The sequence below is a fragment of the Rubellimicrobium roseum genome (assembly GCF_006152145.1).
GTDB classification, from domain to species: Bacteria; Pseudomonadota; Alphaproteobacteria; order Rhodobacterales; family Rhodobacteraceae; genus Rubellimicrobium; species Rubellimicrobium roseum.
This window is the reverse complement of sequence record NZ_VDFV01000013.1, coordinates 40,664-66,257: the sequence shown is the minus strand read 5'-3', so window position 1 is coordinate 66,257 and position 25,594 is coordinate 40,664. Positions and strand designations below refer to the sequence as shown.

The window sequence follows — 25,594 nt, the reverse complement described above, 5'->3', positions numbered from 1 at the left end:
TCGGTCAGCCCTCCAGCAGGCTCAGAAGATCCTCGTCCACGCCCAGGGCGACGCTGACGTCCTCGCCCCAAAGCCCAGGCGCGAGCGCCGAGACGCCCGCGGGCGCGGTCAGGCCGATCCAGAAGCCCGCGACCGTGGCAGCTGCAAGCCCGCCCAGCGCGGGCCAGCCGCCCAACGCCCGCATCCAGTCGCGCCAGCCCGGCTTCGGCCGGGGCGCCGCGACGACCGTCCCCGGCATCTCTCGCAGGGCATCGGCCATGAGCCGCGCCATCAGGTCGTCGTCGGGCTCGGGCCGCAGGCCGCGCGCCTGGGCGAAAATCATCTCCAGCTCGTCTTCGTCAGTCATCGCCATAGCCCAGCTCCGCCTTGCGTCCCTTCAGCAGCGCCGCCAGGGCCCGCTTGCCCCGCGCGGTCAGGGACTCGACCGCCTCGACTCCGACCTCCATCACCATGGCGATCTCCGGGTTCGACAGCCCCTCCAGATGCCGCAGCGCCACTGCCTGGGCCTGCCGCTCGGGCAATTGCCCCAGGGCCTCGGACAGCGCATGCAGCCGCGCCTCGCCCTGCATCCGGTCCCCGGCCGAGGGCGCGGAGTCCGGCGGCTCGGGCACGTCTTCGATCGCTACCGACCGCCGCCGTTTCCGCAGCCGGTCCGTGCAGAGATTGGCCGTCACGCGAAACAGCCAGGTTCCCACCCGTGCCTCGCCCTGCCGCCAGTCGGGCGCCACGCGCCAGAGCCGCAGGAGCACCTCCTGCGTCACGTCCTCGGCCTCGGCCCGGTCGCCCAGCATCCGCATGGCCTGCCCCAGCACGCGCGGCGCCAGCCGGGCCACGAGTTCGCGCGCGGCGCCCGCGTCTCCGTTGGCATAGGCCACCAGGAGCGCGCCGTCGGGATCGTGGGGCGGGGAAGGCTCGGCGTCCATCGCCCGCAGCTTGTCGGTCATCGGTGGCCCGGCGTCCAGCATGGCAAGGGCGCCCCGGGCCGGCCTGTGCCGACCCGGAGCCCATCAGGCGCTCAGCCGCCGTGCCCATGGCCTCGGCCGCCCCGGCCTTCGCCGCGCCCCGGTCGCCCGGCCTCGATCTCCTCGAGCGAGATGCCGCGGTCGCCGTCCGCGTCCAGCCGGTCGAAGATCGGCGCCAGCCTCGGGCTTCGCGCCTCGATCTCCTCGGCCTGGAGCAGGCCGTCCCCGTTGTCGTCCATGCGCTCCACGGCGCGGGTCGCGCGGGCCAGTCGCATCTCCTGCCGGATCTGGTCCTCAAGGGCGATCAGCTCCTCGGGCGAGAGCGCGCCGTTCCTGTCGGCATCGGCCTGCCCGAAGCGCTCGGCCTTGCGCGCCTCGATCTCGGGCTGCGTGACGATCCCGTCGCCGTCAGTGTCATAGGTCTCGAGCGGCGCAAGGCCCAGCGGTCCCATCCTGTCGCCGCGACCAAAGCCCCGGCCCGGACCGTTCCCTTCCGCCATGGGCGGCATCGGCGGCGCCTCGGCCGTCGCCGATGTGTCGGGCTCGGGCGTGGTGGTCTGCGCCAGCGCCATCGTCCCGACCAGCCCGGCCAGAAGTCCCGCCATCAGCATGGTGTGTCTCATCATTCGGGTCCTTTCCCATCTGCATCCGCAGCGCATCGCGTCCGGATCTGGGGCTTGAACGGCGTGGCCCGGAACTTCCGTCGCAGCCTTCGGCGACAGGCACCGCGGAAGCGACATGGCGCCGCAACGGTCCCGCTCCCCCTTTCCAATCCAGCGGGAGGGGTCCACATCATCGGGCAACTTCTTGCACACGAGGTCCGTCATGGACGATCACGCCCCGGCGGCCCTGGCCGCTCCCGCCATCGCTGACCCCGACGAACGGCCCACCTGGCCCGCCCTGCGGCGCGGCCTCCTGCGCCGCTGCCCCAACTGCGGCGAGGGGCACCTGTTCGACGGATATCTCAAGGTGACGGACAGCTGCGCGTCCTGCGGCGAGGTGCTCAAGCACCATCGCGCCGACGACGGCCCGGCCTACCTCACGATCCTGCTCGTGGGGCATCTGCTGGCCTTCGTCATGCACTTCGTCTGGGTGACCTTCCGGCCCGAGCCGCTGGTGTTCGCGACGGTCCTGACGGTCTTTGCCGTGGGCCTGTCGCTATGGCTGCTGCCACGCTTCAAGGGCGCGATCGTGGGCTACCAGTGGGCGCACCGCATGCACGGCTTCGGCGGGCGCGACTGAGCGCTCGCGCCGCAGGAGCGGATGCGGCACCGGGTCCTTCGCGCGCCACAGATAGCGGGCGAAAATTTCGGCATAGGATCGGTAGCTGTAGCCGCCGTTGACCCCCAGGTAGCGCTGGGGATTGGCCCGGTAGAGCCGGGGCAGCCGATACCACGGAACGCGCGGGTGCATGTGGTGGACCACATGCAGGTTGTTGTTGAGGAAGAGGAGCGCGAGCGGCCCCCGGTCCTCGATGATGACCGTCCGCCCCCGCGCCTTCTCGTGCGCCTGATGCTCCAGGAAGGTGCGGATCTTGAGGAGCGACAGCCCCCCATAGGCCGCGACCGCGTAGGCCCAGAGTGGCATGGGCGAGGCCAGCACCAGCGCCAGCACGGCGGCCATGGCCGGAAGGTGCCAGAGCCAGCCCGCGATGACCCGCCAGTCGCCGTCCCGCGCCGCACGCCAGTCGGACGACATCCAGAAGACCTGCCCCACCACCGGCCCGATCAGGAGCCGCCCCGCCAGCGTGTTGTTGACCCTCAGCACGAACCGCAGCCAACCCGGCATTTGGTTCCAGTCCCGCTCGGCCAGATAGTTCGACTCCGGGTCGTCGTAGGGGTCGGTCAGGTTGGCGTCGTGGTGATGCGCCAGATGTGTGTCGCGGAACCGCAGGTAGGGCACGACCAGTGTCAGCGCCGGAAAGACCAGCGCCGTGTTCAGGCGCGGATCGCGGAACGGGTGCCCGTGGATCATCTCGTGCTGAAGCGAGGAGTGCTGGGCGATGGCCCAGGCCGCGACCGGCACCGCGAGCCAGAGCGAGACTCCGGGCAGCGAGAACACCGCCGCCCCCCAAGCAACGTAGCACGCCGCCAGCATCCCGAGGGTCGGCCATTCGACCCCCGACGTCATCTTCGTCATGTCCATTGTTCCTGGGGCCGACGTGGTCCCTTCAGCCCATGAACGTCTGAATGCCGGCAAAAGCTTGACGCGTGCAGCCGGCTTATGCGCAACATGGATGCAACTTTGTTGTGTTTCCTCACCGATGTCTCGAAACCTCGACAAGCGGCAGCGCGCCACCCTGTTCCGGGAACGCCTGCTCGCCGGCATGACCCAGGCCGGGATGACTCAGGCCGACCTCGCCCGCGCCGTGCGGGTCGACCGCTCGACGGTTTCGCAACTTCTGGCACCCGATGGCGTGCGTCTTCCCAACGCCCAGGTCGCCGCCGAATGCGCGGGCGCCCTCAAGGTGTCGGCCGACTGGCTGCTGGGCCTGTCGGACCGGCGCGAGCCTGCGGCCGACCTCGTCGCCGCCGCGCTCACCATGACCGAGGCGCCCCGCGCCCTTGTGGACGACCGGATCTTCGCCTGGCATCGCGAGGCCGCGGGCTACAAGATCCGCCACGTCCCCACGGGCCTGCCCGACATGCTCAAGACTCCCGAGATCCTGCGCTGGGAGTCCGAACCTTCGCTCGGCCGCACCACCGAGCAGGCCATCGGCGCGAGCCGCGACCGCCTCGACTGGATGCGGGGCGCACGCTCAGACTACGAGATCGCCCTGCCGCTTCACGAGCTCGACAGCTTCGCCCGTGGCGAAGGCTATTATGCGGGCCTGTCCGTCGAGGACCGCCGGGCCCAGCTCCTCCGGATGGCCGCGCTGCACGAGCAGCTCTACCCGACGCTGCGGGTGCATCTCTACGACGGGCACAGGGTCTTCTCGGCGCCGATCACCGTCTTCGGGCCCTTGCTCGCGGTGATCTACCTCGGCCACCACTATCTCGCCTTCCGCGACACCGAGCGCGTGCAGGCCATCAGCCGCCACTTCGACGCGCTGGTGCGCGAGGCCGCCGTCCCCTCACGCGACTTCCCCCGCTACCTAGCGACGCTCCTGGCCGGACTCTAGGCCGCTTGTGGGGCCGCGCCCGGTCGGGCAAGCTCGGCCTGCGGCCACAGGGGGCACCCAATGCTATTCCTCGTCTTCCTCCTCGCCTGTCTTTGCGCGGGGATGACCGGCTATCTTTTCCCGACAGGCGAGTGGTACAAGCGCCTCGACAAGCCATCGTGGACCCCGCCCAACTGGGCTTTCCCGGTGGTCTGGACGACGCTCTACCTCTTCATGGCCATCGCCGGCGCCCGGGTCGCAGCCATCGGAGGCCCAGGCGCGACGACGGCGCTGGCCTTCTGGGCGCTCCAGATCGCGGCCAACACGCTCTGGACCCCCACAGTCTTCGGCCAGCACCGGCTGCGGCTCGGCCTGGGGGTCATCGGGCTCCTGTGGCTGGCCGTCCTGGGCGCCACCATCGCCCATTGGAACGTCTCGACGCTCGCGGGCATCCTCTTCCTGCCCTACCTTGCCTGGGTCAGCGTCGCCGCCGCTCTCAACGCGGCGCTCGTGCGCCTGAACCCGTCAAAACGGTGAACCTGTCGAGATTTGGAGCGGCTAGTGGGAATCGAACCCACCCCATCAGCTTGGAAGGCTGAGGCGCTACCACTACACCATAGCCGCGCTCGGGGTTGATATAGGCTGAGCCGGCAGGCGGGCGCAAGCCCATCAGGCCGGGTTCAGCGGCACAGGCACGATCAGCCCCTCGCCCGTCGCCCGGGACGAGTTGATCTCGGTCCCCACGCGCACCAGCGTCAGCGCGCCCTCGGCGATGGGCCGCATGAGCCGCGCCGCGCCCTTGCCCTCCTCGCCCAGCCACAGCGCCCAGTCCTCCGGCTCCAGGATCACCGGCAGGCGGTGATGGATGCGCGACAGGTCGGCGTTCGCGTCGCAGGTCACCACCGCGCAGGTGGAGATGCGCTCCTCCCCTTGCCCCCAGTCCTGCCAGAGCGCGGCGAAGACCATGGGCCGCCCGTCCGCCCGCGTGACGAACCACGGCAACGGCTTCTTGGGGTCGCTCCGGTCCCATTCGTAAAAGCCCGTCGCGGGCACGAGACATCGCCGCTCGCGAATCGCTGTCCGGAACGCGGGTTTCTCGGCCACCGTCTCGGAGCGCGCGTTGATGAGCAGCGGTCCGTCGTTCGGCGCCTTGTACCAGTGCGGGATCAGCCCCCAGCGCATCGGGCGATAAAGCCGTCGCCCCTCCTCGGCCGTGCAGACGGCGATCGCCTGCGTCGGGCAGACATTGTAATTGGGCACCTCCGGCATATCGTTGGCCGGGGATGCCGCGAAAAGCTGCGCCATGGCGTCATGGGGCAGCGTCATGACCATGCGTCCGCACATGACCGGCAAGGTGGCGCCCCCGCCCGCGCAAGGCAAGGGCGCCCGAGCGGACCTTTAGGGCGTGGCCGCCTCCGCCGGGGCGGCCTCGGTCGCCCCCTCGGCCGGGGCGGCCTCGGCGGGCGCAGCCTTCTCGGCGGCGGGCGCGGCGGCGCCGAGGACCGTGATCCGGCCGTCCACGAAGGGCGTGTAGGGCTGGTTCGCCGCCAGGTACTCGGCCGTCACGTCCGCGAGGTCGGGCCCGAAGTCGTAGGCGTTCTCGGCGTCCACGAACATCGCATAACCATCGCCGCCGGTGCGGACGTAGTTGTTCGTGACCACACCGTAGGTCGCCGCGGGGTCGATGGGCGCCCAGGCGTCGCCGCCCAGCAGCACCATCACGTCCGACACGCGGCTGCCAGCGGGCTGCGACAGATCGATGCTGTACATGAGCCCGGCCACCTGCGCGAAGCGGCCGCCCTGCTCCTCGATCTGGCTCGCGCCGTTTTCCAGCGCGTCGATGATCGTCTGCCCGTCCGTCTGGAACGTCGAAAGCGTGTTCTGGAACGGCAGCACCGTCAGCACCTCGCCCATGGTCACCGGGCCCTGGTCGATGGACGCCCGCAGCCCCCCGCCATTGGCAATGGCGATGGTGACGCCCTGGTCGGCCACGCGCGCCAGCATCGCCTCGGCCACGAGGTTGCCCATCTCGCATTCCACGGCGCGGCAGGACTCGCGCTCGCCGTCGATGGCCTCGGCGGCCTCGGCCACGACCTGCGCGCGCAACTCCTCGAGCGGCGCGGCCAGTTCGGCCACACGCGCCTTCGCGGCCTCGTCCTCGGCCACAGATGCGTCGAGCAGGATCGGATCGCCCTCGGCCGAAAGGACGTTGCCTTCGTCGTCAAAGGTGACCGTCAGCTCGCCCAGGTACTTGCCGTAGGACCGCGCCTGCGCGATCGGCACGTCGTTGACCATCGTCGGATAGGGCCCCTCGGCGCCCTCCTCGGTGTTGGACAGGAGCGTGTGCGAATGCCCGCCCACGATCACGTCCACCCCCGTCAGGGTCTCCGCAAGCTGCTGATCCTCGGCAAAGCCGGCATGGGACAGAAGGACGATCTTGCTCACCCCCTGCTCCGTCAGGGCGTCGATCTCCTCCTGCGCGGCGTCGTAGGGCACGAAATTGACGTTCGGCCCCGGCGCCGCGATCTCGGGCGTGTCCAGCGTCGTCAGGCCGACGATCCCGACCCGCTCCCCGCCCACCTCGATCACGGTAGACTTGCCGATCTTGCCCGCCAGGGCGGGCTCCTGCGAAGGATCGATGTTGGCGGACAGGACGGGCAGGCCCACGCCGTCGATGAACTCGCCCAGGACGGCGGGGCCGTCATCGAACTCGTGGTTGCCGACCGCCATGGCGTCGTAGCCCAGTTGCGGCATGAACTCGGCCGACATGTCGCCCTTGTATTGCGTGTAGAGCAGCGAGCCCTGGAACTGGTCGCCCGCGTCCAGAAGGATCGTGTTCTCGTTGCGCTCGCGCGCCTCGGCGACGGCGGTGATGAGCCGCGCGATCCCGCCGAAGCATTCGTTCGCCGCCGCCTGCTCCTCGTTACAGGCCGAGTCCGTGGCGTTGATCGGCTCGAACCGGTCGTGGAAGTCGTTGGTGTGCAGGATGGTGAGCGTGAAGTCCGCCCAAGCGCCCGAAGCCGTCAGCGCAAGCGCGCCCGCGGTGCACAATAGTCGCATCGAAGTCTCCCCTGTTGGTCTTGGGCCAGGATCTAGGGCGCGAGCGGCGCCCGTCGAAACCCAGCCTGCCGCGATTGCGGTTAACGAAGCGTGACAGCACCGCGCGGTGCTTGACCCGTTCACGCAACACCGTCATTGCGCCCCCATGGCCATCTACAAGATCCTCCGCACCCCCGAATGGGAGGCGCTCCAGGCCGCCGGGCACAGCCTCGGCGCGCCCGTCGACCTCCAGGACGGCTACGTCCATCTGTCCACCGCCGCGCAGGTCGAAGAGACCGTCGCCAAGCATTTCGCGGGCGAGGAGGGCCTCGTGCTCCTCGCCGTGGACGAGACGCGGCTGGTGCCCGAGCTGAGGTGGGAGCCGTCGCGCGGCGGCCAGCTTTTCCCGCATCTCTACCGCGAGCTGCGCATGGCCGACGTGATCTGGTCCGCGCCCCTGCCGCTGGACGGCGGGCGTCACAGGTTCCCGCCGCTATGAGGCGCGTCATCGAGCAGGCGGGGCTGAAGGCGCTCCAGCGGATGGACCCCGAGGCGGCGCACGGCCTTGCGCTCAAGGCTCTGCAGGCGGGGATCGGGCCTGCTGGCGGTCCCGTGACCTCGGCGCGGCTGCGCACGCGCCTCATGGGCCTCGACCTGCCCAACCCGGTCGGCGTCGCGGCGGGCTTCGACAAGAACGCCGTGGCGCTCCGCGGGCTCGCGCAGGGGCCGACCGGCTTCGTGGAGATCGGCGCGGTCACGCCCCGACCGCAGGAGGGGAACCCTCGCCCCCGCCTGTTCCGCCTGCCCGAGGACCGCGCGGTCATCAACCGCTTCGGCTTCAACAACGACGGCATGGAAGTCGTGGCGGCGCGACTGACGAACCGCCCGAAGGGGATGGTCCTGGGCGTGAACCTCGGGGCCAACAAGGACTCCGAGGACCGCGCGGGCGACTTCGCCACGGTTCTCGGGCGGCTCGGTCCCTTCGTGGACTTCGCCACGGTCAACGTCTCTTCGCCCAACACCGAGCGGCTGCGCGACCTCCAGGGCCGCGCGGCCCTCTCGGCCCTTCTTGCCCGCGTGATGGAGGCCCGCGCTGGCCTGCCCCGCCCGATCCCGGTCCTCCTCAAGATCGCGCCGGACCTGACCGAAGGCGAACTCGCCGACGTGGCCGAGGTCGCGACCGCCGCAGACCTGTCGGGGATCGTGGCCACCAATACGACCCTGTCGCGCGACGGCCTGCGCGGCGCCCACGCCGGCGAGAAGGGCGGCCTCTCCGGCGCGCCGCTGTTCGAGCGCTCGACGAGGGTCCTGGCGCGGCTCTCGACGCTGACGCCCTTGCCGCTGATCGGCGTGGGCGGCGTGGACAGCGCGGAGGCGGCCTTCGCCAAGATCCGCGCCGGAGCCAGCGCCGTGCAGCTTTACACCGCGATGGCCTATGGCGGGCTCAGCCTCGCCGCCGACATCGCGCGCGGGCTCGATGCCCTGCTCGCGCGCCACGGCTTCGCGACGGTGGCCAGCGCCGTGGGTACCGGCCGGGGCGACTGGCTCTAGCGCCCCGCCGCCCGCTCCAGCGCCGGATAGCGCCAGCCCAGAGTGACGGCGCGCAGTGCCCAGCTCAGGGTCAGCGCCGCCCAGAGGCCGTGGTTGCCGAAGGCCTCGGTCAGCGGCCAGGCCGCCGCGAAGTAGAGAGCCACCGCCAGCGCCGTCATCGTCCGCATGTCGCGCGTCCGCGTGGCCCCGATGAAGATGCCGTCGAGCATCCAGGACGGCAGCCCGATGAGCGGCGCGAGGGCGACCCAGGGCAGGAACCTCGCCGCCTCCTCGCGCACTTCGGGCGCGGTGGTCATCAGCGCGACGATCCCAGGCCCGAAGGCCGCATAGGCCAGCCCCAGCGCCGCCGCGGCCCCGAGCCCCCAGAGCGAGGCGAGCCGGATGCCCCGACGCAGTTCTCCGATCCGGCCCGCGCCGAAGGCCTGCCCGACCAGCGCCTCGGTCGCGAAGGCAAACCCGTCAAGGGCATAGGCGGCGATGTTCACGAATTGCATGAGCACCTGGTTGGCCGCCAGCGTCGCATCCCCCATCCCCGCGCCCCAGAACTGGAAGGACACGAAGATCGACAGCAGCAGAACGGTGCGGATCAGGATGTCGGCGTTGACCTGCGCCATCCGCCGCAGCCGCACGGAGTCCAGCACCCGCGCCCGGTCCTTCCACGCCGTCCCCCGGAAGGCGTCGCGGCAGAGCCAGAGACCCAGCACGAGCCCCGACCCTTCGGCCAGCGCGGTCGCCAGGGCCACGCCCGGCACGCCCCAGCCGAAGCCCAGCACGAAGGCGACATCCAGCGCGATGTTGATCCCGTTGGTCCAGAGCTGAAGCGCCAGCACCGCCCGCGTCCGCTCCTGCGCGATGAGCCAGCCGTTGATGCCGTAGGCCGCGATGGCCGCCGGGGCGGCCCAGATGCGGATGGTGAGATACTGGCCCGCCAGCGCCTCGACCTCCGGCGAGGCGGGCGCGAGGCGAAAGGCGGCCCAGAACAGCAGCGGCTGGAGAAGGATCAGCAGGCACCCGCCCCCGAGCCCGATCAGGAGCGCCCGCGACAGCAGCGCCGCCACCTCCGCGCCGTCCCCCGCCCCGCGCGCCTGCGCCGCGAGGCCCGTCGTGCCCATCCGCAAGAACCCGAAGACCCAGTAGATCGAGGTCAGAACCACCGCCCCGATCCCCACCGCCCCGATGGGCGCGGCTTGCCCCAGTTGCCCGATCACGGCCGTGTCCACCGCGCCCAGCAGCGGCACGGTCGCGTTCGACAGAACGATGGGCACCGCGATGCGCAGCACCCGGCCGTGGGTGATGGCCTCTGCGCTCACCCGGCCGCGTCGGGCATCAGGAAATGCCCCGTTGCCTGCGCGAAGAGCCGCGAGCGGTGGTCCTGCCAGGCCTCGACATGGACGCTCGCGTAGCGCCGCCCCGAGCGGTTCACCCGCGCCCGCGCATAGGCGTCGCGCGGCAGGCCCGAGCGGAGGTAGTCCACCGTGAAGTCGATGGTCTTGGGCAGCCGCAGGGGCGAATCGGAACCGATCCGGCCCGCCTCCATGTCTTCCCACATCGCGGTCCAGGCGAGTTCGACGACCGCCGCGCATTCCAGCATCGCGGCCGTGGCGCCTCCATGGAGCGCGGGCAGGATCGGGTTGCCGATCAGGTCCTCGCGGAAGGGCAGCACGGCGGTCAGCTCGTCGCCACGCCGGTCGAAGCGCAGGCCCAGGAAGCCGATGAAGGGCACGGCGCCCACCAGCCGCTCCAGGGCGGCGTCGCGGCGGCCCTTGACCACCTGCACGGGCTCGGGCGGGGTCCTCATGCGCGGGGTCCCTCTATGGTCCAGGCGCCGGTCGCGCTCGCCACGGGGCGCCCGTCCGTCCCGTCGTCGGCGGTGGCGCGCACGAAGGCCACGGTGCGCGTGACATGATAGCATTCCGCCCGCGCACGGATCGGCTGGCCGGGGACGGCGGGGCGCATGTAGTCGATCCGCAGGTCCAGCGTCGCCGTCCCCCCCGGACGGCTGGGATGCGCCATCACCGCCACGCTCGCGCAGGTGTCCAGAAGCGCGAAGACCGCGCCGCCATGGATCACGCCCGTCTCGGGGTCGCCCACGAGCCGGTCGTCCCAGGGCATCTCCATCTCGGCCACCCCGTCGCCCAGCGTGGCGAGCGAGAGGCGCAGCGCCCGCGCGAAGGGCAACGCAGCGATGAAGCCGCGCGCGGCGGCCAGGCGCGGATCGGCGTCGGTCTCCTGTGTCATGGGCGGGACCATGCCAGCAAAAGCCCGTTACGCAAGGCGAATCCGCTTGCCCCCGGCTCGTGACCTTGCGACCTAAGGAGCGGGCCGCGATGCAGCGAGGGGGATCATGTCAGACGAGCGACCCGAGATCCGGCTGTCCTTCAAGGAGATGTGCGCGCGCTTCGACGTGACGCCGCGCACCCTGCGCTATTACGAATACATCGAGCTCCTCGCCCCCCAGAAGGAGGGCCGCGCCCGCTTCTACGGCCCCCGCGAGGTCGCGCGCATGACACTCATCCTGCGGGGCCGCAAGTTCGGCTTCTCGCTCGAGGAGATCCGCCAGTGGCTCCTCGTCTACCAGCAGGAGGGAACCGAGGTGCAGATGCGCCGCTTCCTCGACATGGCCGACCGCCAGCTCGCCGCCCTTCGCGAGCAGAGCCGCCAGCTCGAGGAGACCATCGACGAGCTTGCGAACCTGCGCGAGGACACGGCCCGCACTCTGGGCTCCTGACCGCTGCGCTGGCCGGCGCGGGGGGGTGTTGCACCGACGCTCCGTCACGCTGCGGCGTGACGCCGCGTTACCGGCACGCGTGTTACAATCGGCTTGTAAGATGAATTCGTTCGGCCCATTTGCCGCCTCTCATCACGTGGCGGCAAGAACAAGAGGGCCAACCCGATGACCGACCAACTCATGACCATCCGCGAGATGTGCGAGCAGTACGACGTGACAGCCCGGGCGCTGCGCTTCTACGAGGCGAAGGAGCTTCTGTTCCCGATCCGCGAGGGGACGAAGCGGCTGTTCACGAAGTCCGACCGCGCGCGCCTCACGCTCATCCTGCGCGGCAAGCGTTTCGGCTTCTCCCTGGAGGAGATCCGCCAGCTCCTCGACATGTGGGACGGCGGCAAGGGCCGCACGAAGCAGCTTGCCAAGACCCTCGAGGTCGCCGAGCACCATCTCCACGAGATGGAGGCCCGCCGGGCCGAGCTCGACGCCACCATCTCGGAACTGCGCGAGCAGCTCCTCTGGGGCCGGGACGAGCTGGAGCGCAACGGGCGCCAGGCCACCGCTGCGTGATGGAGGATTGACCAAGGGGGAGCACCCGGAATGCCGATCTACCAGAGCCCGCTTCGCGACATGCAGTTCATCCTCCACGAGGTGCTGCGAGTAAGCGAGGACGAGACCCCGGGCTTCGCGGACCTCGACCGCGACACCACGGGGGCGATCCTGGAGGAGGCCGGCCGCGTGGCCGCCGAAGTGCTCCTTCCCCTGAACCTCGTGGGCGACCGCGAGGGCTGCCGTCTCGAAAATGGAGTCGTCCGCACGCCCGAGGGCTTCAAGGACGCCATGCGCGCCATGCGCGAGGGCGGCTGGACCTCCATCGACTGCGACCCCGCCTATGGCGGCCAGGGCCTGCCCTATGTCATGCACACGGCCGCGCAGGAGGCCTTCGTCTCCGCGAACATGGCCTTCAACATGTACCAGGGCCTGACGCACGGCGCCTATTCCGCGATCCACATCCACGGGACCGAGGCACAGCGGCAGGCCTACCTGCCCAGGCTCACCACCTGCGAGTGGACGGGCACCATGAACCTGACCGAGCCGCACGCCGGCACGGACCTCGGCATCATGCGGACCCGCGCCGTCCCGAACGGCGACGGCACCTACGCCGTCACCGGCCAGAAGATCTTCATCTCCTCCGGCGAGCATGACCTGGCCGAGAACATCATCCACCTCGTCCTCGCCAAGATCCCCGGCGGACCCGAGGGGACCAAGGGCGTCTCGCTCTTCATCGTGCCCAAGTATCTCGTGAACGAGGACGGCTCGCTCGGGGCCCGCAACGCGCTGTCGTGCGGCAAGCTCGAGGAGAAGATGGGGATTCACGGCAACGCCACCTGCGTGATGAACTTCGACGGCGCGACGGGCTACCTCCTCGGAGATGAGCACAAGGGCATGCGCGCCATGTTCACCATGATGAACGAGGCGCGGCTCGGTGTGGCCCTCCAGGGCTATGCCCAGGCCGAGATCGCCTACCAGAACGCGCTGGCCTATGCGCGCGAACGCCTCCAGGGCCGCGACCTGACCGGCGCGAAGAACCCGAACGCCCACGCCGACCCGATCATCGTCCATCCGGACGTGCGCCGCAGCCTCATGGACCAGAAGAGCTTCTGCGAGGGCGCGCGCGCCTTCACCTACTGGGGCGCGACGCTGATCGACCGCTCGCACCGGGCGGGCGATCAGGACGCCGAGGGGCTGATCTCGCTTCTCACCCCGGTCCTCAAGGGCTTCCAGACCGACAAGGGCTTCGAGATGGCCGTCGCCGCCCAGCAGCTCTACGGCGGGCACGGCTACATCGAGGAATGGGGCATGTCGCAGTACGTCCGCGACGCCCGCATCGCCATGATCTACGAGGGCGCGAACGGCATCCAGGCGCTCGACCTCGTGGGCCGCAAGCTCGCGGCGGGCGGCGGCAAGCCCATCATGGGCCTCTTCGAGCAGATCAAGTCCTTCATCAAGGCCCACGAGGAGGACGCCGATCTCAAGGCCCAGGTGCTCGATCCGCTCAAGGCGGCCAGCAAGGACCTGCAGGCGGCGGCGATGTTCTTCATGGGCGCGGCCGGCAAGAACCCGAACGACGCCTTGGCCGGGGCCACGGACTTCCTGCACATGATGGGCCATGTCTGCCTGGGCTACATGTGGGCGCGCATGGCCGTCGCCGCACGGGCCGCGCTGGCCGCAGGGGCCGAGGACCGCGCCTTCTACGAGACCAAGCTTGCCACCGCCCGCTACTACGCCGCCCGCCAGCTTCCGGCGACGGGGATGCACCTCGCCCGCATCCAGAGCGGCGCCGCCCCGGTCATGGCGCTGGAAGCCGCGAGCTTCTGAGGTAGTCTCCGAGTCCGGGCAGGCGCCCGGACCGGACAGGCTGCGCGAGGAGGACAGGTCGCATGCGTATTTGGACCAAGTTGATAGGGCGGGCGCGAGACGACGCCGCCCTGCCCGCGCTCCTCCTTGCGGACAGACCGGACAGGGCTTGCATCAACTTGGGCGGTCATCGGCTCGCCAGCCTGTACCGCAGCGCCACACTGCCTCAGGACGGGTTAAGATCCGGTAAAGGGCGGGCCTCATCAACTTGGCCCAAATACGCCAGCGACGCCTCCGCATGCGCGGCGTCGGAGGTCTGCTCATGACCCTTCATCTCCACTGCTTCGGCGAGTCCGGCAACGCCTACAAGGCGGCGCTGACCCTCACCCTCTGCGGCATCGACTGGGAGCCCGTCTTCGTCGACTTCTTCCACGGCGCGACCCGCACCCCCGAGTTCCGGGCCCTCAACGTCATGGGCGAGGTGCCCGTCCTCGTGGGCGACGACGTCAAGCTCACCCAGTCCGGCACGATCCAGCTTTGGGCGGCCGAGCGGACGGGCAGGCTCCTGGGCCCCAGCCGCGCCGAGGCGCTGCGCTGGCTGCTCTTCGACAACCACAAGGTCTCGTCGCAGGCCGGTGCGCTGCGTTTCCACATGAACTTCCTCGCGCCCGAGAAGCGCTCGCCCCAGGTGATGGACTGGCTTTCGGGGCGCCTGCGCGCCGCGCTCCAGTCCATGGAGGCGCAGTTGGGCCAGACCCCCTGGCTCGCGGGGGAGGAGGTCACTATCGGCGACATCGCCTGCTGCGGCTATCTCTACTACCCCGAGCCCTTCGGCTTCGACCGCGCCGAATGGCCCGCCATCGACGCCTGGCTGGACCGCATCTCCGCCCTGCCCGGCTGGCGGCATCCCTACGACATGATGCCCGGCCGGCCCTCGGATCGCGCCACCATCTCGTGACGCAGCGACGCGGTGGACGGAGGGCGCGGGCCGTCGCAGGCTCACGCTCGACCGATGGCCGCTCGCCCCCCGGCGGCCATCCCGCAGACGACCGACCGGAGAGCGCGCATGACCGACGCCTACATCTACGACGCCATCCGCACCCCCCGTGGCAAGGGCAAGCCCGACGGATCGCTCCACGAGGTCACGAGCCTGCGCCTCTCGGCCCAGGTGCTCGACGCGCTGCGCGAGCGCTCGGACCTGCCCCCCGACGCGGTCGAGGACGTCATCTGGGGCAACGTCACCCAGGTGGGCGAACAGGGCGGCTGCCTCGCCCGATCGGCCGTCCTGGCGTCCAGCCTCGCCGAGTCCGTGCCCGGCCTCTCGGTCAACCGCTTCTGCGCCTCCGGCCTGGAGGCGGTGAACCTCGCCGCCAACCAGATCCGGGGCGGCGCGGGCGAAGGCTACATCGCCGGCGGCGTGGAGATGATGGGTCGCGTGCCCATGGGCTCGGACGGGGCGGCCATCGCCGTGGACCCGACCCTGGCGCTCGAGACCTACTTCGTCCCGCAGGGCATCTCGGCCGACATCATCGCGACCGAGTACGGTATCACCCGTGACGAGGCCGACGCCTTCGCCGTCCGCTCGCAGAAACGCGCAAAGGCCGCCTGGGACGACGGCCGCTTCGCCCGCTCGGTCGTGCCGGTGGTGGACCAGAACGGCCTGACCATCCTCGCCCATGACGAATACATGCGGCCCAACACCGACATGCAGGCGCTGGGCGCGCTGGAGCCCTCCTTCCGCGCCATGGGCGAGGTCATGCCGGGCTTCGACAAGGTCGCCCTGATGAAGTACCCGCACCTGGAGCGGATCAACCACATCCACCACGCCGGCAACTCCTCGGGGATCGTGGACGGCGCGGCCGGCATCCTCCTGGGCTCCAAGGAATTCGGGGAAAGGCACGGGCTCACCCCCCGCGCCCGCATCCGCGCCACGGCCAAGATCGGCTCGGACCCGACGATCATGCTGACGGGCCCCGTCCCCGCCACCGAGAAGATCCTGCGCGACAGCGGCATGGCCGTCTCCGACATCGACCTCTTCGAGGTGAACGAGGCTTTCGCCTCGGTGGTGCTGCGCTTCATGCAGGCCTTCGACGTGGACGACGACCGGGTGAACGTCAACGGCGGGTCCATCGCCATGGGCCATCCGCTGGGGGCGACCGGCGCCATCATCCTGGGCACCCTGCTGGACGAGCTGGAGCGCACCGGCAAGGGCACGGGCCTGGCCACGCTCTGCATCGCGTCCGGCATGGGCGCGGCCACCATCATCGAACGGGTGTGACCCCGGGTCATCCGATTTCGCATCTGGGCACGCGCAATGTATGCTATAGCCTACAACCAGAAGGATACGTCGACTCCCCGACACGGACCTGAGGCGGAGGTGGCCGGCAAGGATCATGGCAAGCCGCAAACCCTTGGGCGTGACGGATCTTTTCACCCGGATGGGTCAGGACTTCGTGGCAGGGCGGTTCCGCGCCATGACCGAACCATGGATCTTTCCCTGTCCCGTGGAGATGGACGGCCATCTCGTGGTGATGCGCTCGCCCGAGGATCTCGAAGACTACTTCCGGCGGCGCTTCGCGGCCCACAAGTCCGCCGGCATCAGGACGATGGCGCCGCGCATCTCGGCGATCGAGGTGCCGCGACAGGGGCGGTTCCGGGTCTGGCTCCGCTGGATCGGCCACTACGACGACCATCAGGAGGAGGACGACTACGTCGCCCTCTACTACCTCAAGCAGCAGGCCCTGGACAGCCCGCGCATCGAGATGATGGACGTCGTGCACTGCACCCTGGTCGCCCGCTCGGACAGCGACGGCTAGCCGGCGGCGACCGGGCGCCCGACCCACGCGGCTTCGGGCCGACCGACATTCCCATGGAAAGGACAGGATGATGACCGACTTCTCCTTGCAGACGGACGACCAAGGCATCGCGGTCCTGACCTGGGACGTGCCCGGCCGCTCGATGAACGTGCTGAACCTCGACTCGCTGCGCGAGCTGGACGCGCTGGTGGCCGAGGCGCTGGCCGACCCCGCGGTGAAGGGCATCGTCGTCACGAGCGGAAAGAAGGACTTCGCGGCCGGCATGGACCTCGCCGTGATCGCCGCCATGAAGGAGAACGCCGGCGACGAGCCCGCGCGCGGCCTCATGGACGGGATCATGGGGATGCACCACGCCCTGCGCCGGATCGAGCGGGCGGGCATGGAGCCCAAGACCAACAAGGGGGGCAAGCCGATCGTGGCGGCGCTGCCCGGCACCGCCCTGGGCATCGGCTACGAGATCCCGCTCGCCTGCCACCGCATCATCGCCGCGGACAACCCCAAGGCGAAGATCGGTCTGCCCGAGATCAAGGTCGGCATCTTCCCCGGCGCGGGCGGCACGACGCGGCTGGTGAGGAAGCTCGGCGCGATGGGCGCCTCGTCCTGGCTCCTTGAAGGCAAGACGGTGGACCCGCAGGCGGCCAAGGCGGCGGGCCTGATCGACGAGGTGGTCCCGGCCGACCAGCTCCTGTCGCGCGCCAAGGAATGGGTGCTCTCGGCCGTGGGCGCGGAGTTGTCCAAGCCCTGGGACCGCAAGGACTACAAGATGCCGGGCGGCACCCCTTATCATCCGGCGGGCTACATGACCTTCGTCGGCGCCTCGGCCATGGTGAACAGCAAGACCTTTGGCGTCTATCCGGCCGCCAAGGCGCTGCTGTCGGCGGTCTACGAGGGCGCGCTGGTCAACTTCGACACGGCGCTGCGGATCGAGGCGCGCTGGTTCACCAACATCCTGATGAACCCCTCCTCCTCGGCGATGATCCGGTCGCTGTTCATCAACATGCAGGCGCTGGGCAAGGGCGCGAACCGGCCCGAGGCCCCGGACCAGAAGGTGCGCAAGCTCGGCGTCCTCGGCGCGGGCATGATGGGCGCGGGCATCGCCTATGTGGCGGCCAACGCGGGGATCGAGGTCGTGCTCGTGGACGCCGCGCAGGACGCGGCCGACCGTGGCAAGGCGCATTCCGAGGGGCTGCTCTCCAAGGGCGTGAGCCGCCGCAAGGTGACCGAGGAGAAGAAGGCCGAGGTGCTGGCCCGCATCACGCCCACGACCGACTATGCGGCGTTGTCGGGCTGCGACCTGATCGTGGAGGCCGTGTTCGAGGACCCGAAGGTGAAGGCCGAGGTGACGCGCAAGGTGCTCGGGCATGTCGGCCCCGACTGCATCTTCGCCACCAACACCTCGACCCTGCCGATCACCGATCTCGCGAAGGCCAGCGACAAGCCCGACCAGTTCATCGGTATCCACTTCTTCTCCCCCGTGGACAAGATGCAGCTCGTGGAGATCATCCGGGGCCAGGAGACGGGCGACCGCGCCGTGGCCAAGGCGCTCGACTTCGCGCGCCAGATCGGCAAGACGCCGATCGTCGTCAACGACGCGCGGTTCTTCTACGCCAACCGCTGCATCATCCCCTACCTGAACGAAGGCGTCCGCATGGTGGCCGAGGGCGTCTCGCCCACGCTCATCGAGAATGCCGCCAAGCTGGTGGGGATGCCGCTCGGGCCGCTACAACTCATCGACGAGACCTCCATCGACCTCGGGGTGAAGATCGCCAAGGCGACCCGCGCCGCGATGGGCGACGCCTACAAGGACGAGGCCGTGGACCAAGTCCTCTTCCCCATGGCCGCCGAGGGGCGCCTCGGCCGCAAGGCCAAGGCCGGCTTCTACGCCTACGACGACAAGGGGGAGCGGCAGGGCCTCTGGCCCGACCTCGCCCGCCGCTTCCCGCTGGCCCAGGAGCAGCCGAGCCTTCAGGAGGTGCAGGAGCGCCTGCTCTTCGCGCAGGTGCTGGAAGCCGTCCGCGCGTTGGAGGAGGGCGTCCTGACCGACATCCGCGAAGGCGACGTGGGCGCGATCCTGGGCTGGGGCTTCGCGCCCTGGTCGGGGGGGCCCTTCTCCTGGCTCGACATCCTGGGCACGCCCTACGCCGCCCAACGCGCCGAGGAGCTGGCCGAGGCGCACGGCGACCGCTTCGCCCCGCCCGCGCTGCTGGAGGAGATGGCCGAGCGGGGCCAGAGCTTCTACGGCCGCTTCTCGCCCGCCCAGGCCGCCTGAGTCCCGGCGGAGGGGGCCGGTCGGGCCTCCTCCGGCACCGGCCCGGCGGCGCGCGGCTCGCGCAGAGCGATCATCACGCCGGCGGCGGTCACCAGCCCCAGCCTCAGCGCCTCGGTGGGGCCGGGCACCTCGCGCCACAGCACGACGGCCCACAGCGTGGCAAAGACCAGCAGCGTGTTCTCGAGGACCGAGACCACCGTCGCGTTGGCGATCTGGTAGGCCTTGATCGACATCCCCACGCCGACCAGCGACCCCACTCCCTGCACCACGGTTATCACCAGGAACACGCCTTGGGGCGCGACCCAGCCGCGCGTGGCCCAGCCCGCCGCGCCCTCGGGCACCGACCGCGGCAGGAACCACAGCACCAAGCAGCCCAAGGTCCCCCAGACCATCATCAGCGCGAAGAAGCCACCGAGCAGCGTCAGCGTCCCCTCCTCGGCGCACCACTTGCGCGTCACGAGGTTCCCCAGCCCATAGAGCGCGCCCGCCAGCACCGGCAGCCCCGTCCAGACCGTGACCTCCTCCGCGACTGCCACAACCCGCCCGTCTCGGCCGCGAGCCGCATGAAGTTGTCGATGAGCCCGAACAAGGCCATCGCCCCCACCACCAGCGCCCCCGCCAGCGCCGGCCGGTTGCCGCCCCCCTCCATGCCCGCCTCCTTCGGTTTTCCCTTCCCTATCCGCCGGCCTGCCCGGACGGTACGCCGTTCGCGACGGGTCCGCCCCACCTTCCCCTTCCCGCCCCGGCCGGGATATACCGGCGTCCGAAGCGACACCCCCGAGGACCATGACCGCGCTCTCCCGATACGCCCGCCTGGAATCGACGGGCCGCTGGCGCGCGGCCCCCGGCGAGGGCGGGCGCGAGGTCGTCGTCTCCTTCGGCCACGCCACCCTGGTCCTGGCCGACGGCTCCGGCCTGCCGCTCGCCCATTGGTCGCTTCCGGCGGTCACGCGGCTCAACCCCGGCACCCGGCCCGCGCTCTACGCCCCCGACGAGGCCGGCTCCGAGACGCTGGAGATCGACGACGAGATCATGGTCTCGGCCATCGAGACGGTGCGCCGCAGCGTCGCCAGGGCGCGCGGCGGCCCCCACCGGCTGCGCCGGGCGCTTTGGCCCACGCTCGCTGTCCTCGCCGCGTTCCTGGGCCTCGTGTGGTTCCCCGGCGCCGTCCGGCGCGAGGCGCTGGAGGTCGTGCCGCTCTCCAAGCGGACCGAGATCGGGGCCACGCTCCTCGGCCATCTCCAGTCGCGCCTCGGCCCCGCCTGCCGCGACCCGCTCGGGGCCGAGGCGCTCCAGCAGCTCCATGACCGGGCGCTGGGCCAGGGCGGCCATGCGGTGGTCCTGCCTCTGGGGCCCGCCGCGCCCCTCGTGCTGCCCGGCCACATCGCCGTCGTCCCGCGCGACCTGGTCGAACGCGCGGCCGAGCCCGCGGTGGTGGCCGGTCACCTCCTCGCCGCCGAGGCGACCCTCGACGGCGACGACCCGCTCGGGCTCCTCCTCGACGAGGTGGGGGTCTGGGCGACGCTGCGCCTCCTCGTGACCGGCAACCTCGACCCCGCCGTGCTCGAGGCGCATGCCGCGACTCTCTTGGCCGCGACGCCGACCGAGCCCGACGCCGACCTCCTGGGCCCTGCCTTCGCCCAGGCCGAGGTGCCGCTCGCGCCCTGGGCGCTCGATCTCGACCCCACGGGCGACACGGTGGAGGACCTCGTCGCCGCGGACGCCTATGCGCAGGCCGAGGCGCCGATCCTGATCTCCGATTCGGAATGGGTGGCGCTTCAGGGCATCTGCCAGGGCGTCTGAGCGTTCAGCGCGTCAGATACGCCTCGACAAAGCCCGCCGCCCGCAGCGCCGCCAACGCGACCGCCGCCTCGCTCTCGGACGCGAAGGGCCCCGCCGCGACGGCGCGCATCGCCCCGGCCCGTGCCGCCCGCTCGCCCACGCCAAAGCCCATGGCCTTCAGCGCCGCGACCGCCCGATCGGCGTTCGCGCCGTCGGCATAGGTGCCCACCTGCACATGGAGCGGCCCGGACTCGACCGGCACGGCCCGCCGGGCCACCTGGCGCGGCGCGGCTTCGGCCAGGGACGCCACATCCGCCCCGCGTGGCACGGGCCGCACCGCCCCCGCCCAGGCGAGCGGCGCGGGGCGCAGGGTCGGCGTCGCGGTCTCGAAGGCCTCCGGCGCGGCATCGCGGGACAGCGCCGTCAGACGCCCCGGCCCGACCCAGTCCGACACCCCGGCCAGCCCGGCGGGCCGGACGGGCCCGGCATCGACCAGCCAGTGGAGCGGCGGCAGGGGCTGCCGGGCCTTGATCGGAACCGGGGCCGCCGAGGCCTCGCGCCGGGGCAGCTCGCAGGGCCGCTTGGCGACGGGCGAGGCAAGGCAGACGCTCATGGGGCGCGACTCGGACCGTGGCAGGGGCGCGGGGGCCGTCGCCACAGGATCGCTCGGCGCCCAGACCAGCGCCATGGCCAGCCCCAGCGCGGTCACGACCGGCACCAGATGGCTCCGCACGGCCTCCACACCCGCCTGTCGAATCGCGTCGAACCCCGTCGCCATGCCGCCTCCCCCGGTGCGGGCGGAGATTGCCGAACGAATGGGGAAATCTTATGACGCGACGACGGGTTGCGTCACTTGGTCCCGAACATCCGGTCGCCCGCGTCGCCCAGGCCCGGCACGATGTAGCCGTGGTCGTTGAGGTGGCTGTCGATGGCCGCCGTGACGATGGCCACGTCCGGGTGGGCCTCCTGCATCCGGGCGATCCCCTCGGGCGCGGCCAGCAGGCACAGGAAGCGGATGTCCTTCGCGCCCGCCTCCTTCAGCAGGTCCACCGCCGCCGCCGACGAATTCCCCGTGGCCAGCATCGGGTCGACCACGATGCAGGTCCGGTCCTCCAGATGCTGCGGCACCTTGAAGTAGTACTGCACAGGCTGGAGCGTCTCGGGGTCGCGGTAGAGCCCCACGAAGCCCACCCGCGCCGCCGGGATCAGGTCGAGGATGCCGTCCATCAACCCGTTCCCCGCCCGCAGGATCGAGATGAGCGCGAGCTTCTTCCCCTCGATCGTGGGCGCGTCCATCTCCTGGATGGGTGTGCTGATGCGCTTGGTGGTCATGGGCAGCGTGCGCGTGACCTCATAGGCCAGCAGCAGGCTGATCTCGCGCAGGAGCCGCCGGAACGAGGCCGTCGAGGTGTCGTGCTCGCGCATGAGCGTCAGCTTGTGCTGCACCAGCGGGTGATCGACCACGGTGACGCCGGCCGGGGCGGCCACGACGGATGCGGGCTCCACCGGCGTTCCGGTGGGCAGGTCGGGGGTGTCGGTCATGCGGCCTCCAGCGTCTTTCGAATGCGGTCCTTCGTCGCCTCGTCGCAGAACGCCGCGTCGAGCGCCACCCGGTTGAGAGCCTTCAGGTCCTCCTCGTTCCACTCGAAGACCCGCTCCAGCATCTCCCATTCTCGGGTCAGGGTCGTCCCGAAGAAGGGCGGGTCGTCGGTGGACACCGTGACCTTCACCTCGCGCGACCGCAGGGTCTCGATAGGGTGCTTCTCCCAGGACGGCACCGCGCCGAGGTAGACGTTCGACCCCGGGCAGACCTCCAGCACAATCCCCGCCTCCGCGATCCGCTCCATCAGCGCCGGGTCCTTCGCCGCCGCGATCCCGTGCCCGATCCGCGCGGGGTTCAGGTCCCGCAGCGTGTCCGCCACCATGTCCGGCCCGCCCCATTCGCCCGCGTGGCAGGTCAGCCGCAGCCCCGCCTCCCGCGCGCAGTCGAAGGCCCAGGCGTAGTCCTTGGGCCGCCCCACCGTCTCGGCCCCCGCCATGCCGAAGCCGGTGACGAAATTCCCCGCCGTCTCCGCCGCGCAGAGCGCCGCGGCCTTCGCCTTCTCGGGGCCGAAGTGGCGCACGCAGGTCACGATGCCTCGCAGGGTGATCCCCGCCTTGGCTTCGGCCTCCCTCGCCGCGTCCTCGATGGCCAGCAGGTAGTCCCGCCACGCGGCCACGTCCCCGTCGCCGCAGAAGTCGGGGCACAGGAACGTCTCGGAATAGACGACCCCGTTGGCCGCGCTCTCCTCCAGCACCGCGAGCGTCAGCCGTCGGTAATCCTCGGGCGAGGTCAGCACCGTGCAGGCCGCCTCGTAGACCTTCAGGAAATGCGCGAACGTCCCCGTCCGATACCCGCCCCGCTCGTCGAAGATGCCCGAGATGTCGACGCGCTTCTCCTGCGCCATCCCCCGGATGAAGGCGGGCGGCGCGCCTCCCTCCAGATGCAGGTGCAGCTCCACCTTGGGCAGATCCCGCCAGCTCACAGCACGCTCCTCCCCGGCCCCTGCGCTGGCACGCCCAGATGCGCCGCGACCGACGCCCCCACGTCCGCGAAGCCCATCAGTCCCAGCTCCCGCGCGCCCAGCCCATGCATCAGCACCGGCACCCGCTCCCTCGTGTGGTCGGTCCCGCTCCAGGTCGGGTCGTTGCCGTGGTCGGCGGTGATGACCAGCAGATCGCCCTCCCGCAACCGTCCCAACAACTCCCCGATGCCCCGGTCGAACCACTCGATCTGCCGCCCGTAGCCCGCCGCGTCGCGCCGGTGCCCGTACTCGCTGTCGAACTCCACGAAGTTCGCGAAGACCAGCGCCCCCTCCTCCGCCTCGTCCGCCAGCCGGTGCAGGTGCCCCATCAGCTCCCGGTCCGGCCCCTTGGACAGCGTGTCGATCCCGCGCATGGAGAAGATGTCGCCGATCTTGCCCACCGCATGGACCTTGTGCCCCGCCCCCTGCACCCAGTCGCACAGCGTGGGCGCAGGCGGCGCGATGGCGAAGTCCCTCCGGTGCGCCGTCCGCCGGAACGCCCCCGGCCCGCCCACGAACGGTCGCGCGATCACCCGCCCGACCTTCATCGCGTGAAGCCTCGGCGCGAGGTCCCGGCACAGCCCGATCAGCCGGTCGAGCCCGAACGCCTCCTCGTGCGCCGCGATCTGCAGCACGGAGTCCACGGAGGTGTAGCAGATCGGCCAGCCGGTCCGCAGATGCTCCTCCCCCAGCTCGTCGATCACCGCCGTCCCCGAAGCGTGCCTGTTCCCCAGGATGCCCTCCGTGCCCGCGATCCGGCACATCTCGGCTACCAGATCGTCAGGAAAGGCGGGCTCCGTCTTTGGAAAGTAGGTCCAGCCCCACGGCACCGGCACGCCCGCCAGCTCCCAGTGGCCCGAGGGCGTGTCCTTGCCCTTTGACACCTCCGTCGCCGCGCCCCAGGCCCCCGTGACCGTCGCCGCCATCCCCGGCACCTCCAGCCCCGAGGCCAGCCGCACCGCCGCTCCCAGCCCCAGCTTCGCCAGCGTGGGCACGTCCAGCCCCACGGCCTCCGCGATATGCCCTACGGTGTTCGCGCCCGTGTCGGGCCGGTCCCCGTTGAAGAAGGCCCCCGCATCCGGCGCGCCGCCGACGCCGACCGAGTCCATCACGACCAGAAAGGCACGCGTCACCCCACCGTCTCCCGCACCAACGGCCCGACCTCCGGCGCCTCGCCCAAGCGGATCGCCGCCCGCACGGCCTCGACGGCCGCCTGCGCCGACGCCTCGTCCCGGGCGTGCACCCGGGCCAGTGGCTCGCCGCGCGCCACCCGCGCGCCGCGCCGCACGACATCTGTCAGCCCCACGGCCGGATCGACCGGATCGGTCTCCTTGGTCCGCCCGCCGCCCAACCGCACGACGGCCAGACCCAGCGCCTCGCCGTCGAACTCCGCCGCGAAGCCCTCCACCTCGGCCGGCACCTCCACGACGACCGGGGCCCTCGGCAGCCGCTCCCGCCATGTCGCGGCCAGATCGGACGGCCCGCCCATCAGCGCCACCATCCGCTCGAACCGCTCCATCGCCGCTCCGCTGGCGATGGCCCGCGCCACCCGCTCCTCGCCCTCGCCCTCGGCCTCCCCGGCCAGCGCGAGCATCCGCCCGCCCAGCGCCACCGTCAGGTCATGAAGCCGCGGCGCGGCCTCCCGCCGTCCCTCCATCACCTCCAGGCAGACCGCGACCTCGACGGCGTTCCCCAGCGCCGGGCACAGCGGCTCGTCCATGTCGGTGACGAAGGCCGCCGTCGGGCAACCCGCTCCGTTCGCCGTCGTCACCAGCGCCTCGGCCAGCGCCCGCGCCTCCCTGTCCGTCTTCATGAACGCGCCCGACCCGCACTTCACGTCCAGCACCAGCCCCTCCAGCCCCGCCGCCAGCTTCTTCGACAGGATCGACGCGGTGATGAGGTCGATGCTCTCCACCGTCCCCGACACGTCCCGGATCGCATACAGCCGCCGGTCGGCGGGCGCGATCTCGGCCGTCGCCCCGGCGATGGCGCAGCCCACCTCGCCCACGATCCGCCGCAGCAGGTCCTCGGAAACCTTGGGCTCCACGCCGGGGATCGCCTCCATCTTGTCCAGCGTCCCCCCCGTGTGCCCGAGGCCGCGCCCCGAGATCATCGGCACCGCCACCCCGCAGGCCGCGAGCGCGGGCGCGAGGATCAGCGACACCGCGTCGCCCACGCCCCCTGTCGAATGCTTGTCCAGCACCGGCTTGCCGACGTCCCACGACAGCACCCGCCCCGAATCCCGCATGGCGAGCGTCAGCGCCACCCGCCCCTGCTCGCCCAGTCCCCGCAGGCAGACGCCCATGGCAAAGGCCCCCGCCTGCGCGTCGGTCACCTGCCCGCTGGCCAGCCCCCGCGCGAACCAGCGCAGCTCGTTCTCCGACGGCACCTCGCCGCGCCGGAGCTTCCCGTTCACCCAGCGCGCGTCCAG

The 25,594-nt window shown here is 71.0% G+C and carries 28 protein-coding genes and 1 tRNA gene; 13 read left to right on the top strand and 16 right to left on the bottom strand.

Annotated elements, in window-relative coordinates:
- Positions 1 to 4: 4 nt before the first annotated feature.
- From FHG71_RS11295 to FHG71_RS11285, 3 genes are all read right to left on the bottom strand, one after another.
- Positions 5 to 346 carry a hypothetical protein gene (locus FHG71_RS11295; RefSeq protein ID WP_246045427.1) on the bottom strand — a complete coding sequence of 114 codons (342 nt, stop codon included), beginning with the start codon at positions 344 to 346 and terminating at the stop codon, positions 5 to 7.
- A complete protein-coding gene (locus tag FHG71_RS11290) occupies positions 339 to 944 on the bottom strand; it encodes an RNA polymerase sigma factor (protein ID WP_425467348.1) in 606 nt (201 codons plus the stop codon). Before FHG71_RS11290 ends, FHG71_RS11295 begins: the two co-directional genes overlap by 8 nt.
- A gap of 71 nt (positions 945 to 1,015) precedes the next feature.
- Positions 1,016 to 1,588 (bottom strand): EF-hand domain-containing protein, encoded by a 573-nt coding sequence (locus FHG71_RS11285; RefSeq protein ID WP_176559387.1) that lies wholly within the window; start codon positions 1,586 to 1,588, stop codon positions 1,016 to 1,018.
- Positions 1,589 to 1,787: 199 nt separating this feature from the next.
- Between FHG71_RS11285 and FHG71_RS11280 the strand changes: the two genes are divergently transcribed.
- Entirely contained in the window at positions 1,788 to 2,204 is a 417-nt protein-coding gene (locus FHG71_RS11280; protein ID WP_139081781.1) for a DUF983 domain-containing protein, read from the top strand.
- On the opposite strand, the gene FHG71_RS11275 is transcribed toward FHG71_RS11280, so the two are convergent.
- Positions 2,121 to 3,107: a fatty acid desaturase gene (locus FHG71_RS11275; RefSeq protein WP_425467347.1), complete on the bottom strand. Its 987-nt coding sequence runs from the start codon at positions 3,105 to 3,107 to the stop codon at positions 2,121 to 2,123. The genes FHG71_RS11280 and FHG71_RS11275 overlap by 84 nt on opposite strands.
- 118 nt (positions 3,108 to 3,225) lie before the next feature.
- Here FHG71_RS11275 and FHG71_RS11270 point away from each other — a divergent pair, with 118 nt between their 5' ends.
- Both FHG71_RS11270 and tspO read left to right on the top strand, forming a co-directional pair.
- Positions 3,226 to 4,083, top strand: coding sequence for a helix-turn-helix domain-containing protein (locus FHG71_RS11270; protein WP_139081779.1), 858 nt, complete (start codon positions 3,226 to 3,228; stop codon positions 4,081 to 4,083).
- A 60-nt stretch (positions 4,084 to 4,143) separates the two neighbouring features.
- Positions 4,144 to 4,599 carry a tryptophan-rich sensory protein TspO gene (gene tspO / locus FHG71_RS11265; protein ID WP_139081778.1) on the top strand — a complete coding sequence of 152 codons (456 nt, stop codon included), beginning with the start codon at positions 4,144 to 4,146 and terminating at the stop codon, positions 4,597 to 4,599.
- Between the two features lie 13 nt (positions 4,600 to 4,612).
- Here tspO and FHG71_RS11260 read toward each other — a convergent pair.
- From FHG71_RS11260 to FHG71_RS11250, 3 genes are all read right to left on the bottom strand, one after another.
- Positions 4,613 to 4,686, bottom strand: a tRNA-Gly gene (locus tag FHG71_RS11260).
- Between the two features lie 45 nt (positions 4,687 to 4,731).
- Positions 4,732 to 5,406 (bottom strand): SOS response-associated peptidase, encoded by a 675-nt coding sequence (locus FHG71_RS11255; RefSeq protein ID WP_139081817.1) that lies wholly within the window; start codon positions 5,404 to 5,406, stop codon positions 4,732 to 4,734.
- A gap of 54 nt (positions 5,407 to 5,460) precedes the next feature.
- Positions 5,461 to 7,122 carry a bifunctional metallophosphatase/5'-nucleotidase gene (locus FHG71_RS11250; RefSeq protein ID WP_139081777.1) on the bottom strand — a complete coding sequence of 554 codons (1,662 nt, stop codon included), beginning with the start codon at positions 7,120 to 7,122 and terminating at the stop codon, positions 5,461 to 5,463.
- A 145-nt stretch (positions 7,123 to 7,267) separates the two neighbouring features.
- On the opposite strand from FHG71_RS11250, the gene FHG71_RS11245 reads away from it, so the two are divergent.
- Positions 7,268 to 7,600, top strand: coding sequence for a DUF952 domain-containing protein (locus FHG71_RS11245; protein WP_139081776.1), 333 nt, complete (start codon positions 7,268 to 7,270; stop codon positions 7,598 to 7,600).
- Positions 7,597 to 8,652 carry a quinone-dependent dihydroorotate dehydrogenase gene (locus FHG71_RS11240; RefSeq protein ID WP_139081775.1) on the top strand — a complete coding sequence of 352 codons (1,056 nt, stop codon included), beginning with the start codon at positions 7,597 to 7,599 and terminating at the stop codon, positions 8,650 to 8,652. Before FHG71_RS11245 ends, FHG71_RS11240 begins: the two co-directional genes overlap by 4 nt.
- Here the strand turns inward: FHG71_RS11240 and FHG71_RS11235 are convergent.
- The 3 genes from FHG71_RS11235 to FHG71_RS11225 are packed head-to-tail and all read right to left on the bottom strand — an operon-like array spanning position 8,649 to position 10,890.
- Complete coding sequence (locus FHG71_RS11235) at positions 8,649 to 9,962, bottom strand: MATE family efflux transporter (RefSeq protein WP_139081774.1); 1,314 nt, start codon at positions 9,960 to 9,962, stop codon at positions 8,649 to 8,651. The two genes, FHG71_RS11240 and FHG71_RS11235, sit on opposite strands and share 4 nt — an antisense overlap.
- Positions 9,959 to 10,450: a PaaI family thioesterase gene (locus FHG71_RS11230; RefSeq protein WP_139081773.1), complete on the bottom strand. Its 492-nt coding sequence runs from the start codon at positions 10,448 to 10,450 to the stop codon at positions 9,959 to 9,961. The genes FHG71_RS11235 and FHG71_RS11230 overlap by 4 nt, the downstream gene beginning before the upstream one ends.
- On the bottom strand, positions 10,447 to 10,890 hold the full coding sequence (locus FHG71_RS11225; RefSeq protein WP_139081772.1) for a PaaI family thioesterase: 444 nt from the start codon (positions 10,888 to 10,890) through the stop codon (positions 10,447 to 10,449). Before FHG71_RS11225 ends, FHG71_RS11230 begins: the two co-directional genes overlap by 4 nt.
- Before the next feature lie 106 nt (positions 10,891 to 10,996).
- Between FHG71_RS11225 and FHG71_RS11220 the strand changes: the two genes are divergently transcribed.
- The 7 genes from FHG71_RS11220 to FHG71_RS11190 all read left to right on the top strand — a co-directional run bounded on the left by FHG71_RS11220 (position 10,997) and on the right by FHG71_RS11190 (position 18,817).
- Complete coding sequence (locus FHG71_RS11220) at positions 10,997 to 11,380, top strand: MerR family transcriptional regulator (RefSeq protein ID WP_139081771.1); 384 nt, start codon at positions 10,997 to 10,999, stop codon at positions 11,378 to 11,380.
- A 165-nt stretch (positions 11,381 to 11,545) separates the two neighbouring features.
- Positions 11,546 to 11,944, top strand: coding sequence for a MerR family transcriptional regulator (locus FHG71_RS11215; protein WP_139081770.1), 399 nt, complete (start codon positions 11,546 to 11,548; stop codon positions 11,942 to 11,944).
- Between the two features lie 30 nt (positions 11,945 to 11,974).
- Positions 11,975 to 13,753 carry an acyl-CoA dehydrogenase C-terminal domain-containing protein gene (locus tag FHG71_RS11210; protein ID WP_139081769.1) on the top strand — a complete coding sequence of 593 codons (1,779 nt, stop codon included), beginning with the start codon at positions 11,975 to 11,977 and terminating at the stop codon, positions 13,751 to 13,753.
- 301 nt (positions 13,754 to 14,054) lie between these two features.
- Positions 14,055 to 14,690, top strand: coding sequence for a glutathione S-transferase family protein (locus tag FHG71_RS11205; RefSeq protein ID WP_139081768.1), 636 nt, complete (start codon positions 14,055 to 14,057; stop codon positions 14,688 to 14,690).
- Positions 14,691 to 14,798: 108 nt separating this feature from the next.
- On the top strand, positions 14,799 to 16,010 hold the full coding sequence (locus FHG71_RS11200; RefSeq protein ID WP_139081767.1) for an acetyl-CoA C-acetyltransferase: 1,212 nt from the start codon (positions 14,799 to 14,801) through the stop codon (positions 16,008 to 16,010).
- A 115-nt stretch (positions 16,011 to 16,125) separates the two neighbouring features.
- Positions 16,126 to 16,548 carry a hypothetical protein gene (locus tag FHG71_RS11195; RefSeq protein ID WP_139081766.1) on the top strand — a complete coding sequence of 141 codons (423 nt, stop codon included), beginning with the start codon at positions 16,126 to 16,128 and terminating at the stop codon, positions 16,546 to 16,548.
- Between the two features lie 70 nt (positions 16,549 to 16,618).
- Positions 16,619 to 18,817 carry an FAD-dependent oxidoreductase gene (locus tag FHG71_RS11190; RefSeq protein WP_139081765.1) on the top strand — a complete coding sequence of 733 codons (2,199 nt, stop codon included), beginning with the start codon at positions 16,619 to 16,621 and terminating at the stop codon, positions 18,815 to 18,817.
- Here FHG71_RS11190 and FHG71_RS11185 read toward each other — a convergent pair.
- Positions 18,784 to 19,353 carry a DMT family transporter gene (locus tag FHG71_RS11185; RefSeq protein WP_139081764.1) on the bottom strand — a complete coding sequence of 190 codons (570 nt, stop codon included), beginning with the start codon at positions 19,351 to 19,353 and terminating at the stop codon, positions 18,784 to 18,786. The two genes, FHG71_RS11190 and FHG71_RS11185, sit on opposite strands and share 34 nt — an antisense overlap.
- A gap of 250 nt (positions 19,354 to 19,603) precedes the next feature.
- Here FHG71_RS11185 and FHG71_RS11180 point away from each other — a divergent pair, with 250 nt between their 5' ends.
- On the top strand, positions 19,604 to 20,620 hold the full coding sequence (locus FHG71_RS11180; protein WP_139081763.1) for a hypothetical protein: 1,017 nt from the start codon (positions 19,604 to 19,606) through the stop codon (positions 20,618 to 20,620).
- 4 nt (positions 20,621 to 20,624) lie between these two features.
- Here FHG71_RS11180 and FHG71_RS11175 read toward each other — a convergent pair whose 3' ends face one another.
- The 5 genes from FHG71_RS11175 to FHG71_RS11155 form a co-directional block, all read right to left on the bottom strand.
- Positions 20,625 to 21,377, bottom strand: a complete 753-nt coding sequence (locus tag FHG71_RS11175) for an SPOR domain-containing protein (protein ID WP_139081762.1) — start codon at positions 21,375 to 21,377, stop codon at positions 20,625 to 20,627.
- A 71-nt stretch (positions 21,378 to 21,448) separates the two neighbouring features.
- A complete protein-coding gene (gene upp / locus FHG71_RS11170) occupies positions 21,449 to 22,141 on the bottom strand; it encodes a uracil phosphoribosyltransferase (protein ID WP_139081761.1) in 693 nt (230 codons plus the stop codon).
- A complete protein-coding gene (locus FHG71_RS11165) occupies positions 22,138 to 23,124 on the bottom strand; it encodes an adenosine deaminase (RefSeq protein WP_139081760.1) in 987 nt (328 codons plus the stop codon). Before FHG71_RS11165 ends, upp begins: the two co-directional genes overlap by 4 nt.
- Positions 23,121 to 24,296 (bottom strand): phosphopentomutase, encoded by a 1,176-nt coding sequence (locus FHG71_RS11160; RefSeq protein WP_139081759.1) that lies wholly within the window; start codon positions 24,294 to 24,296, stop codon positions 23,121 to 23,123. Before FHG71_RS11160 ends, FHG71_RS11165 begins: the two co-directional genes overlap by 4 nt.
- Positions 24,293 to 25,594 (bottom strand): thymidine phosphorylase, encoded by a 1,302-nt coding sequence (locus FHG71_RS11155; protein ID WP_139081816.1) that lies wholly within the window; start codon positions 25,592 to 25,594, stop codon positions 24,293 to 24,295. Before FHG71_RS11155 ends, FHG71_RS11160 begins: the two co-directional genes overlap by 4 nt.